Source organism: Flavobacterium wongokense (genome assembly GCF_021608265.1).
GTDB lineage: Bacteria > Bacteroidota > Bacteroidia > Flavobacteriales > Flavobacteriaceae > Flavobacterium > Flavobacterium wongokense.
In genome coordinates this window covers 1,136,579-1,151,682 of record NZ_JAKIHP010000001.1, presented here as the reverse complement: position 1 = coordinate 1,151,682, position 15,104 = coordinate 1,136,579, and the positions used below count along the sequence as shown (strand labels likewise).

Annotated in this window: 13 protein-coding genes; 8 read left to right on the top strand and 5 right to left on the bottom strand. The window is 39.9% G+C overall.

The genetic code is table 11. The features are described from left to right. Positions 1–3: 3 nt before the first annotated feature. From L1S31_RS04965 to polA, 5 genes are all read right to left on the bottom strand, one after another. Positions 4–1,374: a B12-binding domain-containing radical SAM protein gene (locus L1S31_RS04965; RefSeq protein ID WP_236463041.1), complete on the bottom strand. Its 1,371-nt coding sequence runs from the start codon at positions 1,372–1,374 to the stop codon at positions 4–6. Then, positions 1,371–2,147: a class I SAM-dependent methyltransferase gene (locus L1S31_RS04960; protein WP_236463038.1), complete on the bottom strand. Its 777-nt coding sequence runs from the start codon at positions 2,145–2,147 to the stop codon at positions 1,371–1,373. Before L1S31_RS04960 ends, L1S31_RS04965 begins: the two co-directional genes overlap by 4 nt. Next, positions 2,137–3,600, bottom strand: coding sequence for a B12-binding domain-containing radical SAM protein (locus L1S31_RS04955; protein WP_236463035.1), 1,464 nt, complete (start codon positions 3,598–3,600; stop codon positions 2,137–2,139). Before L1S31_RS04955 ends, L1S31_RS04960 begins: the two co-directional genes overlap by 11 nt. Next, a complete protein-coding gene (locus L1S31_RS04950; protein WP_236463033.1) occupies positions 3,593–4,495 on the bottom strand; it encodes a nucleotidyltransferase domain-containing protein in 903 nt (300 codons plus the stop codon). Before L1S31_RS04950 ends, L1S31_RS04955 begins: the two co-directional genes overlap by 8 nt. Before the next feature lie 95 nt (positions 4,496–4,590). Further along, complete coding sequence (polA, locus tag L1S31_RS04945) at positions 4,591–7,449, bottom strand: DNA polymerase I (RefSeq protein WP_236463030.1); 2,859 nt, start codon at positions 7,447–7,449, stop codon at positions 4,591–4,593. A gap of 160 nt (positions 7,450–7,609) precedes the next feature. Here polA and L1S31_RS04940 point away from each other — a divergent pair, with 160 nt between their 5' ends. From L1S31_RS04940 to L1S31_RS04905, 8 genes are all read left to right on the top strand, one after another. Then, positions 7,610–8,077: a hypothetical protein gene (locus L1S31_RS04940; protein ID WP_236463028.1), complete on the top strand. Its 468-nt coding sequence runs from the start codon at positions 7,610–7,612 to the stop codon at positions 8,075–8,077. Positions 8,078–8,174: 97 nt separating this feature from the next. Next, on the top strand, positions 8,175–8,849 hold the full coding sequence (locus L1S31_RS04935; protein ID WP_236463025.1) for a response regulator transcription factor: 675 nt from the start codon (positions 8,175–8,177) through the stop codon (positions 8,847–8,849). Next, the gene (locus tag L1S31_RS04930; protein ID WP_236463022.1) at positions 8,850–10,175 is read left to right on the top strand and encodes a sensor histidine kinase; all 1,326 of its coding nucleotides are present in this window, start codon (positions 8,850–8,852) and stop codon (positions 10,173–10,175) included. 6 nt (positions 10,176–10,181) lie between these two features. Next, positions 10,182–10,484 (top strand): hypothetical protein, encoded by a 303-nt coding sequence (locus tag L1S31_RS04925; protein WP_236463018.1) that lies wholly within the window; start codon positions 10,182–10,184, stop codon positions 10,482–10,484. Positions 10,485–10,696: 212 nt separating this feature from the next. Then, positions 10,697–10,879, top strand: coding sequence for a hypothetical protein (locus L1S31_RS04920; RefSeq protein WP_236463016.1), 183 nt, complete (start codon positions 10,697–10,699; stop codon positions 10,877–10,879). A gap of 146 nt (positions 10,880–11,025) precedes the next feature. Further along, on the top strand, positions 11,026–12,258 hold the full coding sequence (locus L1S31_RS04915; protein ID WP_236463014.1) for a metallophosphoesterase: 1,233 nt from the start codon (positions 11,026–11,028) through the stop codon (positions 12,256–12,258). A 75-nt stretch (positions 12,259–12,333) separates the two neighbouring features. After that, the gene (locus L1S31_RS04910) at positions 12,334–12,630 is read left to right on the top strand and encodes a thioredoxin family protein (RefSeq protein ID WP_236463011.1); all 297 of its coding nucleotides are present in this window, start codon (positions 12,334–12,336) and stop codon (positions 12,628–12,630) included. Positions 12,631–12,712: 82 nt separating this feature from the next. Further along, positions 12,713–15,103 carry a T9SS type B sorting domain-containing protein gene (locus L1S31_RS04905; protein ID WP_236463008.1) on the top strand — a complete coding sequence of 797 codons (2,391 nt, stop codon included), beginning with the start codon at positions 12,713–12,715 and terminating at the stop codon, positions 15,101–15,103. Position 15,104: the final 1 nt, after the last annotated feature.

Sequence of the window (15,104 nt, the reverse complement as noted above, 5' to 3'; positions counted from 1 at the left end):
ATGCTATTTGTTTAATTTCATTAGTCCCGTTGCCAACAAGGATTTGGTTTTCAATTTCAACGCTTTCAGGCTTGTCTTTGAGGTTTCGCGGTCAAATTCGACTTCGTTTACCACTTTGGAAACCGCATAATTGTAATATTTCCGGGAATAGGTTCGTTTAAAATCGATTTCCCTATCGGTGGAATTTTCCCAATCCGGAAGCTCGGTAATCTTATCTTCTATTTCGTTGTAAAGCGAGGTTCCTTTTATCGGATATGCCACAGTAATCGTGTAATGCGTTGGTTTGGCTTCTTTTAAATACTGAATGGTTTCGTCAATGTTTTTTTCGGTTTCTCCCGGATAACCCAGCATGATGAACGTTCCGGTTTCAATCCCCATCGCATTGGTATCCTGGATTATCTTCTTGACGTGATTGACATCCACACGCCTATCCATCGCATCGATGATTTGCTGCGAACCACTTTCAGCGCCAATCCAAATCCGGAAACAGCCCGCTTCTTTCAGCAAGCGCAAAATCTCTTCGTTAAGCCGTTCAGCGCGGGTAATGCATTCAAAACGGATTTGGGCATTTTGCCTGACCACTTCTTCGTGAAAGGCTGTCAGCCATTTGTGGCTAATCGTAAAGACATCATCCACAAACCAAATTGCATCGGGATTGTATTGCTCCTTGAGCATTTTCATTTCGGCTGCAACCAAATGTGCAGGCCTTCTTCTATAACTTTGCCCATAAACCGCGGTACTGCACCATTTGCAGGTATAAGGGCAACCACGTTGTGTGGAAATTGTCATCGAACTTTCGCCATGATTATTTTTCCAGGTATCGAGGTAATTCTGCATATTGATGGCTTCGCGATTTGGCAAAGGCAATTCGTCGAGTTCCTTGAATTTTGTCCGTGCCGGAGTTTGAATGATTGTATTATTTTCCAGAAAAGCTATTCCATTTACATCATGAAAATTTCCTTCATTCATTAGGGCATTATATAATTCAAATGTGGTTTCCTCGCCTTCCCCAATGACCAAAAAATCGGCTCCGGAGTTTAAATAATTTTCAACGTTGTAGGTGACGTCCGGTCCACCAAGTACAATTTTGGGGAAGTTGAACTTAGTCGTTTTGAGGTTTTTTATCAGTTTGATGACCTCAACCTTGGTCATCAGATTCGTGTAAATGCAGATAACTTTCGGCTGTTTTTTTTCTATGAATCCGAGTTGGGCTTGTTGTGAGGAAAAGGTAGTGTCAAAAACATCATTCGCAATATTTTTACTTTTCAGATAGGCAGACACATACAGCAATCCCAATGGTGGATAGGGTTTCATTATCTTCTGTTCCTTTGGATCATCCGATAAATAATAGGCATGTGTAAAAAGAATGCTCATCGTTTCTGCAAAGTTATGATGTAATGATCGGCGTGTTTTGAAAGGAAGGAGCAATTTGAAATTCCACTTTCGAGTGAATTTAAAAACCGCAGCAATCCTTTTTTATCCTTAAAAAATGATTCCAAATACGATGGTGGCACAAAAAAACCAATCGGTTTTTGGTCAACCAGCGTAAAATCATTTACCGCTAAATTTACAATATCTTTTGGGTTGTAGTAGTATGTTGGCACTTTTTCTCCGTCAACATCTGCAAAAACAAGTTCTTTTTTCCTTCTGAAAATTGATGAAAATTGGGCTTTCGCCAAAAAATAAAACTGCTCCCAAAGTGTATTCTTTGGCATGATTACCAAAACCAGTTTCCCATTTTCAGCCAAGAGGTTTTGGACATCCCAAATGAACTTTTCAATTTCGTGTTTCGAAAGGCAGTTCAACCCACCAAAATTGGAAAAAACCAAATCAAACTTTTGCCCGTCAAAAGCTGTAGCGATGTTTTTTATGTCTGTGGTTACAAAATTGGGATTGCCCGAAGCTGCTTTGCCTTTTGCTACCTCAATCATTTTTGGGGAAACATCTGTGGCAATGACATTGAAATTTTGCTTTGCCAGCCAAAGGGCATCTTGTCCGGTTCCGCAATTGATTTCGAATATGTTTTTTACAGAATCCAACTGTTTTGAAAGCTGTTTATAGACCTGATTTCGCTGCATTTTACCAATTTCAGAATGGGTAAATGTTTCATCATAATTGAGTGCTGCCTTGTCAAAACTAGCTTCCATGTTGCTCTAGTTTTTTGAGTAAAAAAGCATCGAGGTAAGTACTCGGAATGTAATAACCCAATTTTAAGATGGATTTTAAATCGGGTACCGAAACACTTGACGGACTTGAAAATAGCTGCTTCAGGTTTTGAAAACCTTGTCGTTTCCTGAATTCCTTATGGACAAAACGCTGTAGTTTTCGATAGTAATTGGTGTTATAGGTTCCGTGAAACATCATGTCAAAATCGTCTGAATCGGTCCAATTGGATTTGAGCTTCAAATCGTCTTTGACCTTGTCATAAAACTTGGTTCCAGGCAAAGGATATGAAACCGAAATCCCAATATTATCAGGCATTAATTCCTTAACCATTTCCAGGGTTTTAACAATGTCTTCCTGATTTTCGGTCAGGTAACCAAATTGCAGGAAGAAGGCAACCCTGATTTTTTTGTCTTTCAAAATTTTCGTTGCCTGGTAAATCTGTTCAACGGTTGTGCCTTTATCCATCGCATCGAGGATTTTTTGCGAAGCGCTTTCGGCTCCAACCCAAACTTCCTCCAAACCTGATTCGGCAAGGCAGTCTATCGTATCTTCCTTCAATAACAAGTCGACGCGGCTTTGGATATAATAGCTTATTCTTAAATTTTGCTCTTTTAATCTGGCATTGAATTCCTGAACCCAATTGGGCTTTAAGCCAAAAATATCATCGCACATCCAAAAGCGTTTCACTCCGAAATTTTCCTTTAGGAATGCTATTTCGTTGACTATGTATTCGGGTGAATGGGCATTGTATCGATTTCCGTAAATAGGTTTTGCGCACCAATTGCATTTATACGGACAACCGCGCGTCGTAGCAATGTTGAGCGTAAATTCCTGCCCACTCTGTTTCCAGATGTGGCGGTAACTTTCAATGTTGACCAAATCCCAGGCAGGCATTGGAAAATCATCCAGAGTGTGTTGCACTTCCCTTTTCTTATTGACCTGGACCGCATTATTTTTCCTAAAAACAATTCCGTTCAGATCATCAATGTTTTGAGCAGTTTCCAGTCTTTGCAAAAGTTCCAAAAGCGTGATTTCGCCTTCACCCTGAAGGATAAAATCGGCGCCTTTTTCAATATATTCGGTGTAATGGTCCGTGGAATCTGAGCTACAGACAATGACGGTGCAATTGTGGTTTTTGCCGTAGTGAATCATCTCAAAACAGGCTTCACGCATATTGGTGAGGCACATTTTGGTTAGGTAGTTGAATCCGTCATCGTAAATTACAAGATAAGCGGGTTTGGTTTTATGTAAAACCGCTTGGATGGATTTTGGGGAATCCAACAAATTCGTATCAAAAAGAGCAACGTCAAACCCATTTTTCCGCAATAAGGATGCCGCATACAAAGTCCCCAAAGGCGGAAAAGGATTTTTATTTTTCCATTGTTTTGGGTCGAGTTTGTAATAATAGGAATGCGAAAAAAGAATATTAGACATTTTCTCTCTGTAAAACTACATTATACTTTGACTGAACTTCTTCAAGTTTTGTATTCAAAGATAAGATAACTTTTTTTTGAAAGTTTGATGGATGATGCTTAGATATGTTCTTAGTGGTTTTGAGTGCAATTTTAAAATCATCCTCATTCATGTAATGAAATTTCGATTTCCATTTTTTTAGGGTAATTGCCTTGAAAATGGCATCGGTTACGGTTCCGATTTTGGTATCGCAAACCATTTCAATCGTTCTTGAAAAAGAGGATTTCTGGGTGTCGAAAATTGTATTAAGCTGAGGCTCAAATTTTGAAAAATAGTTATTTATCCAATTGTTGCTTTGGTAAAACTGCTTAAAGGTTTCCTTTCCCTGCAACGGAATCAAGGTTTTCAATTCGGTTGCGGTAAATCGGTTTTGCTCTTCAATTTCCATTTGTGCTGAAGAAATGAAATAGTTGACGCAGAAATATTTTCGGGAATTGAGCAGGAATATTTTTTTGTATAACATTAAAAGTGTCCTGCAAATCCAAAGTTTATTCGGTTTTGTTATGACAAAGAAATCAATGTCGCTTTCATTATCATAATAGCCTTTTGAAAGTGATCCCGAAATCCCGACAGCTTCAACATAAGGGAATTTTGCAATGAACTTGGCTTTTTTATGGGCAATTTTCATAGCTCTTTTGGCATACATATTTCCTCTCAGGCGTTTGATCACCGAATCTAAATCGCTGCCATAGACATAATACTCATCAACTTTGGTAAGTATCTTTTGGTTTACCAGATGTTCCAATTCATTTGATGTTTCCTCCTGATTACTATAATTAGTATAACTGTGGATTTCATCAATTTTCAGTGGATACCTGAAGATAGAAAAGTAGAGAATGGTTTTAAGTGTTTCCAAGGTTCATAGCGTTTTTGGTGTTTTAAAAGTAACACTTAATTTTGGATGAACCCTACCCTAAATAACGATGTTTACCCTTTGTTTACCTAAAGTCCTTAATGCGCTTCAAGCCAGTCTTTGCCCAATCCTACTTCTACTTCCAATGGCACAGCCATTTTAAAGGCATTCTCCATTTCGTATTTAATCATAGGTTGGATTTTCTCTAATTCAGAATTGTGCACGTCAAAAACAAGTTCGTCATGTACCTGAAGCAGCATTTTTGATTGCCAGTTTTCGGAAACCAGTTTTTTATGGATGTTGATCATCGCAATCTTGATAATGTCCGCAGCCGAACCCTGGATTGGCGCATTCACAGCATTTCGTTCTGCTGCACTTCGAACCACGGCATTCGCCGAATTGATATCCTTTAAATAACGACGCCTTCCCAAAACCGTCTGGACATAACCATTTTGACGCGCAAAATCTACCTGCTCCGACATATAGGATTTTAATTTTGGATAGGTTTTGTAATACGCATCAATCAAGGCAGCACTTTCACTTCGCGATAAGGATGTTTGATTACTCAGTCCAAAAGCCGAAACACCATAAATAATCCCGAAATTAACCGTTTTCGCATTGCTACGCTGTTCTTTCGTCACTTCTTCCAAAGCCACATTGAATACTTTTGCAGCCGTACTCCTGTGAATGTCTTCATTATTCTGGAATGCCTTAATCATGTTTTCTTCGCCCGATAAAGCCGCGATAATCCGAAGCTCAATCTGCGAGTAATCAGCAGAAAGCAGCGTGTAATTTTCGTCGCGCGCAATAAATGCCTTCCTGATCAGTCGTCCGCGTTCGGTACGAATCGGAATGTTTTGCAGGTTTGGATTATTCGAACTCAAACGACCTGTTGCTGCAACGGTCTGCATATAGTCGGTATGGACTCTTTGTGTTTTTTTATCAACCTGGTTCGGAAGTGCATCAATATAAGTGCTCTGCAATTTCACCATTTGGCGCCATTCCAAAATATCCTTTACAATTGGATTATCATTTGCGAGGTAAGACAGGACTTCTTCACCGGTTGCATATTGACCTGTTTTGGTTTTCTTTTGTTTGGCTCCGCCAATTTTTAATTTATCAAATAAGATGTCACCCAATTGTTTTGGTGACGCCAGATTGAACTTTTCTCCAGCGGTTTCATAAATTTTCTGCTCAAATTCTAAAATATCCTTTTGCATGTCCACCGACATTTTCTTCAGGAAATCCTCGTCAAGGTTGATGCCTTCCATTTCCATGGCTGCCAAAACCGGAATCAGCGGGATTTCGATTTCCTCAAACAATTTTTTGGTTTCTGCCTTATCTAAAATCGGGCTGAAAATTTCCTTCAACTGCAAAGTCACATCAGCGTCTTCGGCAGCATATTCCTTGATGTCTTCCAAGGCAACGTCGCGCATGGATAACTGCCCTTTTCCTTTTTTGCCAATTAAGGTTTCTATAGATTTTGGCGAATATTTCAAATAGGTTTCGCTCAAAACGTCCATATTGTGGCGCATGTCTGGATTAATCAGGTAATGCGCAATCATCGTATCGAATAGTTTGCCTTTGATCTGGATTCCGTATTTCGACAATACTTTCAAATCATACTTAACGTTCTGCCCTATCTTTTCTATGTTTTCATTCTCGAAAAACGGTTTGAATTTGTCTGCCAAAGCCTGTGCTTCTTCGTGATTTTCAGGAACCGGAACATAAAATGCCTTTCCTTTTTCCCATGAAAAAGACATTCCAACCAATTCGGCATTCAAAGCGTCGATTCCGGTTGTTTCGGTATCAAAGCACACCGAGGTTTGATTCATCAGGTTTTGCAGGAAGAGTTTGGTTCCCAATTCGCCCTGAACGATTTGATATAAATGTTCGGTGTTTTCTAAAGTGGCATAATAGGAATTTGGAGTTGGCACACCATCACCATCATCATCTGAGAAACCAAATAAATCAAACTGTTCCTGGTTTTTTAAGGGTCTTTTTGCTGGCTTTGGACTATCGTTTAAAGGGTCATTATCATTGTTATTAGTTTCAATTTCATCGTATTCTTTTCCGGTTCCAAAAAACTTATCAAACTGCGCCTTTAATTGACGGAATTCCAACTCCATGAACAAGGCATCCGTTTTTTCTACATCAGGTTTGGTCAATTCGTAATCATCGGCGTTGAATTTCACGTCGCAGTCGCAAATGATTGCTGCCAGTTTTTTGGAGAGGATTCCAAGTTCCTTATTGGCTTCGATTTTCTCTTTCATAGCTCCTTTGAGCTTATCGGTATTTGCCAAAAGGTTTTCCATCGACCCAAATTCCTTCAACAGTTTTTTGGCAGTTACTTCACCAACGCCAGGCAATCCCGGAATATTATCGGCAGCATCCCCCATCATTCCAAGAAAATCGATTACCTGTGATGGGTGCTCGATTTCAAAACGCGACAACACTTCGGGCACACCCCAGATTTCAATATCATTCCCCAAACGTGCCGGTTTGTACATAAAAATGTTTTCCGAAACCAATTGGGCAAAATCCTTATCCGGAGTAACCATAAACACCTGGAAGTTTTCCTTTTCGGCCTGTTTTGCAATGGTTCCAATCAAATCATCGGCTTCGCATCCGGCCAATTCAATGATGGGAATATGCATTGCATTCAGCAATTGCTGGATATAGGGAACTGCGATTTTAATAGCTTCGGGAGTTTCGTCACGATGTGCCTTATATTCCTGGTACATTTCGGTACGTACCTGACTTCCGCCTTTGTCAAAAGCTACTGCAAGATGGTCTGGTTTTTCACGTTTGATAACATCCATCAAGGAATTCATGAAACCTATAATGGCCGAAGTATCCATTCCTTTCGAATTGATACGTGGATTTTTTATAAAGGCATAATACCCGCGAAAAATAAGGGCATAGGCATCCAGAAGGAAAAGGCGTTTTTGTGACATAAATCTATTTTATAAGATTGTAAAAATAGGGATTCTTCGCCTATCTTTTGGCAAAATCCTAAAGTAAAGTTAAACTTTTTTAAACGCGGTTTTCTTCATTTAATCTTCATTTAACAGCCATAGCTTTGTCGTGTAAATGAATTAAAAAAATAATTAAATCATGAAGAAGTTAGTTTTAGCATTTTCCGTTTTATGCTCTTTTTTACTTCAGGCACAGGCTGCTGAAAACGGGAAAGATGTTGAGCCCACATTACAGGTAACCAAGGCATTTGAAAAAGATTTTCCAAAGGTAAAACCGTTTTGGAGAAAGGAATTTGACGGAGATGATGCTGACAAGCTGAGTTACGAAGCCGATTTTACGGTGAGCAACACCAACATGACTGCGGTTTATAATGCGCTTGGTGTTTTTAAGGTTTTGGAAGTGCAGATTAAGGAGAGCGAAATCCCAAAAAAGATAAGCACTTATATGGCAAGGAATTACCCAAAGAATACTATTAAAAAAGCTGCGAGGCTGATGACCAACAGCAACAAGATTACCTACGAAATTGGAATTACAATCAATGAAAAATGGGTGGACGCCATTTTTAACAAAGAGGGAGATTTTTTAGAAATGGTTGAAAAGGATTAAAGGTTAAGTTTAGGTTTAGTTTTTGAGATTGTAGGTTGTTAGAGCCGGTGAAGGGATTTGCCGGCTTTTTTAGTACTTTTGATTTATATCGAGTCTTATGAATGTTTTAATTGTTGAAGATTACCGGGAATTGGCGGCTGAATTGGCCGATTACCTTTCCAAGAATGGTTATTTGTGCAAGGCTGTGACTACTTGTGACGATGCTTTGGAGGAAATTGCCGTAAACGATTATGATGCGATGCTTTTGGATTTGGGTTTGCCCGATGGAAGCGGTTTTGATGTACTGAAAGCCGTTCGGAAATCCAAATCGAAAATTGCCGTTATTGTGATTACAGCACGCGGCGAACTCGATGACAAAATCAACGGTTTGGAATTGGGCGCCGATGATTACCTGACCAAACCTTTTGCGCTTACCGAACTTGGCGCTCGATTGTTTGCCGTCATCAGAAGGATTCACGGATTTACAGCCAACGAATTGAACATTCACGGTTTCAAAATACAGCTTCAGGATTATAAAGTGAGTTTTGAGGACACGCCGATTGCGCTGACCAAAAAGGAGTTTGACATTTTTCAATACCTGAGCTTAAATAAAAACAGGGTTATCACGCGTTTGCAGTTAACGGAACATGTTTGGGGCGATGTTTTGGAAATCAATTCCGATTCGAATTTTATTGATGTCCATGTTCGGAACCTTAGGAAAAAATTGGCTGCCTTTTCCAAACTGGATTGGTTTGAAACCGTTAGGAATGTAGGCTATCGAATAAATATATAGATGAAAATCAAGCACCAATTAGCGGTTTTTAATTTGCTGACGCGATTGTTAATCATTGTCATCCTTTGGTTTTCGCTGCCGATGCTGATACAAAAAGTGGTGTATACACACATCGATAAAAGCATACTCGAAAAGAAACAGAAGTTTTTTGCCCATCTGGACAATGTTGAAATCAGCGATTTCATTACGCGTAAGGATTCTACCGAAACCTATGCCAGCTTTTCTACCCTTCACAGCGAATTCCTTCAATTGTACCGCGCCCAAAAACCTGCTCCAAAATATAAGGATGTTTTTGTCAATGAACGCAGGATTATTGAGGAAGAGGAAAACGATTACCGTGTCCTTTATTACAATTTTACGTATGCCGGAAACGATTACGTGCTCGAAATTGGCAACAGCCTGGGCGAAATCAATGACCTGACCTTTACGATTCGGTTTTTTACCACGACGCTGCTTTTTATCATCGTATTGATTACGTTTTTGGCTGATACGTTCTTTATTGAATACCTACTGAAGCCCTTTTACAAAATCATCAACCGGAAAATAAGGCATGTAAATGAGCCGAATGGTTTTGATTATACAGCCATAAAAACCCATTCTGCCGATTTCCACGAACTCGATTCGGTTTTGAACCAGATGATGTTCCGGATCAACGATTTGTTCCAAAAGGAAAAACAGTTTATTGGCAATGTTTCGCACGAACTACTGACGCCGATTTCACTTTTGAAAAACCGTTTTGAAAACCTGCTTCAGAACGAATCCATCAACGATGAAGGCATTGACAAGATTGTGAGTTCTTTGCGTACGTTGGATTTGCTAAAAAAAGTCATCAATAATTTGTTACTGGTTTCCAAGATTGACAATAATCAGTTTGTGAACAATGAGCAGATTTCGATTTCCGGAATTGTTTCCGAAATCCTGGAAGACTTTGAAGACCGAATTGAAGAGAAGCAAATCAGCATCATTAATGAAGTGGGTGATTTTACATTTACCGGAAACCAGACGCTGATTCGGATTATGCTTCACAATTTAATTTTGAATGCCATCAAATACAATGTGGAAAAAGGAACGATAACCTTAAGCACAAATCTTTCGCCAGAGCGTTTTATACTCAGCATTTCCGACACCGGAATTGGAATGACCGAAACGCAGCAATCTAAAATATTTGAGCGTTTTACACGGATTAATATTGAACAGGACGGACAAGGCTTGGGATTGGCGATTGTGGACAGCATTGCCAAGTTCCATCATATTGACATAAAGGTAATTTCAAAAATAGATGCCGGAACAACCTTCACGGTGCTGTTTCCGCTTGACATTAAATAGTAGAACATGAAAGACAGGAATTCCAATTCGCATCACATTTTAAACACTTCTGCCAACCTGCTGGGTTTGTGTTTTATCGTACTCACTTCGCGAAACATCCTTCAGATGAAAGCGGCATCACTGATAGACGAGTTTACGGCTTTTGCCATTTTCTCGTTTATGTTCAGCTGCATTTTATCCTTTATGTCGATGCGGAGCAAAACGGAATTGGGATTGAAATATGAGAAGTTTGCGGATATCTTATTCTTTATTGGACTCTTCTCTCTATTCGTAACTGCTGTTTTGATTACATTCAATATTATAGATTAGACGTGTCGTTAGCCCCGATTGCAGCAAGCTACCATGTAGCGCGGAAAGCGGGAAGATACATCCTAAAAAAGTAGGACATCTGCTCCTGATAAGCCAAAAAACTGTTAAAATTTCAGAACTGCCTAAATCTTCATCTTGTCTTCATTTGGCTGAAATACATTTGTCCTGTAAAATAACAACAACGTTATTATTAATCTAAAAAAATAGAAATCATGAGAAAAGTATTGATGTTAGCTTTATTAGCTTTAGGAACAACTGCAATGGTAAACGCTCAAACTGCTCCAGCAGCAAAAGCAGAAGTGAAAAAAGAAGTGAAACACGCTAAAAAAGCGGCTAAAAAAGCTGAGAAAGCAGCAGTGAAAGCTGATGCAGCAGCTACAAATGCAAAAAAATAATTAAGCGCATTTAATTATTTAGAATGTGAGTCGGCAGGAAACTGCCGGCTTTTTTCATTTTAAACCAATCGTTCCAGAAACGTTAAATAATCTTTAATAATGATAAAGAGAATTATTTTCTTTGTTAATTTGTTAAAAATTTTAAAATGGCTTTTCGCTTCCTCATCCTCTTCATTATCATAGGAATAGTAGAACTCTATGCCTTTCAAGCCATAAAAACCTTAACAAAATCCAAGTGGGTTTTGATTGCCTACATTATTATTTCGGTGGCAGCGATTTTATTCATCGCTTACGAATTCATGAAATTTGACCGCGCTGTTGGCCAGACCAAAATGACTTTGATTACTTTGGGACTATTGCTTTTGGTTTTACTGCCAAAACTGGTGCTGACCTTTGTAATGCTGATGGAAGATGTTTTGAGGCTTATGATGGGAACGGTAACGCATTTCATGGGGCACAATTCGGATAGTTTTCTTCCGGCAAGACGAAAGTTTGTCAGCCAGGTTGCACTTGGACTGGCGGCTGTTCCGTTTCTTTCGTTGATTTACGGAATGACGGTTGGGAAATATAATTTCAAGGTAATAAAACAAACTTTGTTCTTTCCCGATTTACCCGATGCTTTCGAAGGCTTTAAGCTTACGCAGATTTCGGACATTCACAGCGGAAGCTTTGACAATCCTGAAAAAATACAATATGCGATTGATTTGATTAACGAACAGGAATCGGATTTATTATTGTTTACCGGTGATATCGTAAATGCCAAAGCTGATGAAATGCATCCGTGGATTGAAACCTTCAACGGTTTGAAGCAATATGAATATGGTAAATATTCCATTTTGGGCAACCATGATTATGGTGCCTATCTCGACTGGAAATCGGAAGCTGCAAAAGCTGCGAATTTTGAAGCAATAAAGGACTTACACCGTCAGATCGATTTTAAATTATTGCTGAATGAAAACATCAAAATCAAAAGAGGCGATGATGAAATTGCCATTATTGGCGTAGAAAACTGGGGCAAGCATTTTGGGGAATATGGCGACATCGACAAAGCCTCTGAAAATGTAGCGCCTCAGGATTTCAAGATACTGATGAGCCACGATCCGAGCCACTGGGAATATATTGTAAAACGCCATCCAAAGAATGTACAGCTGACACTTTCGGGGCATACCCACGGAATGCAGTTTGGGATAGAAATTCCGGGATATTTCAAATGGAGCCTGGCGCAATACATGTACAAACAATGGGCCGGATTGTATAACGAATTTGGAAGATATGTCTATGTTAACCGTGGTTTTGGTTTCCATGCCTATCCGGGAAGAGTGGGTATTATGCCCGAAATAACTGTTTTTGAACTAAAAAAAGGCAATATTGTAGCATAATTGGTTTAAAATGCTACATTTGTGAATTAATATAACTATCAAACTGTAAAAAGTAGGTAAAAACATTTTGGTTTTATGTCAAAATTTGGAGAATTAATCAATGCACAAGTTCCCGTATTAATTGATTTTTATACAGAGTGGAACGAATCTTCTGTTTCTATGCATCCTGTAATCAGGGATGTGGCTGCTGCACTGGGCGACAGGGCAAAAGTCATCAAGATTGATGTAGATAAAAATCAGGAGTTGGCGGATGCGCTTCGCATCAAAGGATTGCCAACGCTGATGATTTATAAAGAAGGACAAATGGTGTGGAGGCAATCCGGTGAATTGGACGCTAACACTATCATTAATCTTGTTCAGGAACAATTGTAATTACTTTTATAAGATAAGAAAAGCGGCCCAATAGGTCGCTTTTTGTTTTTATTGCCGTAAATTTGACATCCCAATCGTCATTATGAAACACGCATTCTTTTTCATTCTTTTACTATTGACCGCTAAACTTAGCGCTCAGAATGATTGTGTCGACGCCATAGTGGTTTGTGGCGATACCAATTTCAACAATATTGCTGTTAATGGCCCAGGTGCACAACAGGAAGTTAGTAGTTGTGGCAGCCAGGAATTCAACAGCATCTGGATGAAGCTGAACATTGCTACATCGGGAACGTTGGAATTTACCATTGTCCCTCAAAATAATGACATCAATGAGGATTTCGATTTTTATCTTTACTCTTATAATACTTGTGACGACCGATTTATCGTTCGTTGTTCTACGACAAATCCGGCTTCGGCAGGTTTGACATTTAATGTAACCGGAACCAACAATGCAGAAACCGATACCAGTGAAGGTCCGGGCGCAGACGGAAATAGTTTTGTCTCCGATGTAGATGTAGTGGCAGGAGAAACCTATATGCTGGTTGTGGACCGTGCTTTTGGTGATAGTAATTTTTCGGTAATATGGACCGGAACAGCTACCTTCAACCAATCACCACAGTTTGATTTGCCAGCAGGCGTTACCTCAATCGATTTAACCGAATGTGATCTCGACGGTGTTCCCGATCAATCGACAGCGTTCGACCTGACACAAAATACACCGCTGATCATTGGAAGCCAAATCAACGTTGCCGTTACCTATTACACTACTGAAAGTGATGCCTTATTGGGAGTAAATGAAATCCTGACTCCAAATGCCTTTGTAAACACTTCGAATCCGCAGACGATTTATGCAAGGATAGAAAATACGATAACCGAATGTTTTAATAATTCCTCCTTCGAAATCACCGTTTCTGATGAAATCCATTTGGAAGCAACGGAATTTTCAATTTGCGATGACGCTACCGATGGAAGCCTAAACAATGGACAGGCTACTTTCAACATGCAGAATGTAACGGCTTTGATTTATCCTGGTGCTCCTGCTGGTACCACAATCAATTATTACCTGTCGCAGTCCGATGCCAATAGCAACACCAGCCCTTTGCCGCAATCCTTTTACAATACCACTCCAAACCTTCAGACGGTTTATGTAAAAATCACCATTGGAAGCTGTTTCCTGATAGCGCCAGTTGATTTAATCGTAAAGACATTCCCTGTGGTCACGGCTGCAAGTTTGGTTCAATGTGATTATGGATTGAACCAGGATGGGATTACCTTATTCAACCTTACACAAGCCGATGCCTTTTTTACGAATGGAAGCACTGGCGTCACCGTAGCATATTTCCTGGACAATGCGAGCCTTGCGGCCAATAATCCGCTGGCGGCGAATTATACCAATATCAGCAATCCGCAAAACATCATCGCAAGGCTGAGCTATGGAAATGGTTGCAGCACAACGTATCCTCTAACCCTAAACGTGAATGTTACTGCAGGGCAAACTGTGGCGGGACTTGAAACCTGCGACATCCAGCGTAATGGCCTTGCAACATTTGACCTCAGCCAGGCGAATGTGGTTTTAGCATCAGGACAAACTGCGGCTTATTACATCACTGTAAATGATGCCTTGTTGGAGAACAATCCGCTTACGAGCCTTATGTATGCCAATACCACACCTTATAATTCAAGCGTCTTTGTCCGTATTGATGATGGAACGAATGGTTGTTCAGGTATTAGTGAAATCCCGTTGCAGGTCAACAGGCTTCCTGTAATAGAGCCTCAGGATGACGCCTTTATCTGTATCAATCAGCCCGGATTTCAAACCACTATTGATGCTGGTCAACTCGACTCACAGCCTTATGATTTTGTATGGTATTTTAATACTGTGCAGTTGCCTGATACTACTTATTCCATCAGCGTAAGCCAAACCGGAACCTATACTGTTGACATCATCGATGCCAAAGGTTGTATCAACACCCGAACGATAACCGTATCGCCTTCAGACCTGCCGGTTATTACAGAGGTTATCAGCAAAGGAACTGCTATTGATAATAATTCGGTTACGATTGAACCTGCTATGCCTAATTATGGTTACAGCATTGACGAACCTGATGGCCCTTTCCAGGCAAGTAATCAATTCAATAATGTTTCCTGTGGCATCCATACGGCGTATGTTAGCGACAGTAATGGATGTGGGGTCATTTCACAATCATTTGAAATCATTGGGATTCCTATTTATTTTACTCCGAATGGTGACGGTTATGGAGACGACTGGAATGTGCGTTGTGCCACTACACATCCGGATACAATCGTACAGATATTTGACCGTTTCGGGAAACTCCTTAAGCAAATTAGCGTTGGCGGTGGTGGATGGGACGGAAACTTCAACGGCAAGTCATTGCCTGCTGATGATTATTGGTACCTGATAAAATTTAGCGACGGCAGGACCGAAAGAGGGCATTTTGCGTTAAAGCGCTAAG

Coding starts and splice junctions, on each gene's coding strand:
- L1S31_RS04965 (WP_236463041.1), bottom strand. CDS start 1,374: ATGAGCATTCTTTTTACACATGCCTATTATTTATCGGATGATCCAAAG.
- L1S31_RS04960 (WP_236463038.1), bottom strand. CDS start 2,147: ATGGAAGCTAGTTTTGACAAGGCAGCACTCAATTATGATGAAACATTT.
- L1S31_RS04955 (WP_236463035.1), bottom strand. CDS start 3,600: ATGTCTAATATTCTTTTTTCGCATTCCTATTATTACAAACTCGACCCA.
- polA (WP_236463030.1), bottom strand. CDS start 7,449: ATGTCACAAAAACGCCTTTTCCTTCTGGATGCCTATGCCCTTATTTTT.
- L1S31_RS04940 (WP_236463028.1), top strand. CDS start 7,610: ATGAAGAAGTTAGTTTTAGCATTTTCCGTTTTATGCTCTTTTTTACTT.
- L1S31_RS04935 (WP_236463025.1), top strand. CDS start 8,175: ATGAATGTTTTAATTGTTGAAGATTACCGGGAATTGGCGGCTGAATTG.
- L1S31_RS04930 (WP_236463022.1), top strand. CDS start 8,850: ATGAAAATCAAGCACCAATTAGCGGTTTTTAATTTGCTGACGCGATTG.
- L1S31_RS04925 (WP_236463018.1), top strand. CDS start 10,182: ATGAAAGACAGGAATTCCAATTCGCATCACATTTTAAACACTTCTGCC.
- L1S31_RS04920 (WP_236463016.1), top strand. CDS start 10,697: ATGAGAAAAGTATTGATGTTAGCTTTATTAGCTTTAGGAACAACTGCA.
- L1S31_RS04915 (WP_236463014.1), top strand. CDS start 11,026: ATGGCTTTTCGCTTCCTCATCCTCTTCATTATCATAGGAATAGTAGAA.
- L1S31_RS04910 (WP_236463011.1), top strand. CDS start 12,334: ATGTCAAAATTTGGAGAATTAATCAATGCACAAGTTCCCGTATTAATT.
- L1S31_RS04905 (WP_236463008.1), top strand. CDS start 12,713: ATGAAACACGCATTCTTTTTCATTCTTTTACTATTGACCGCTAAACTT.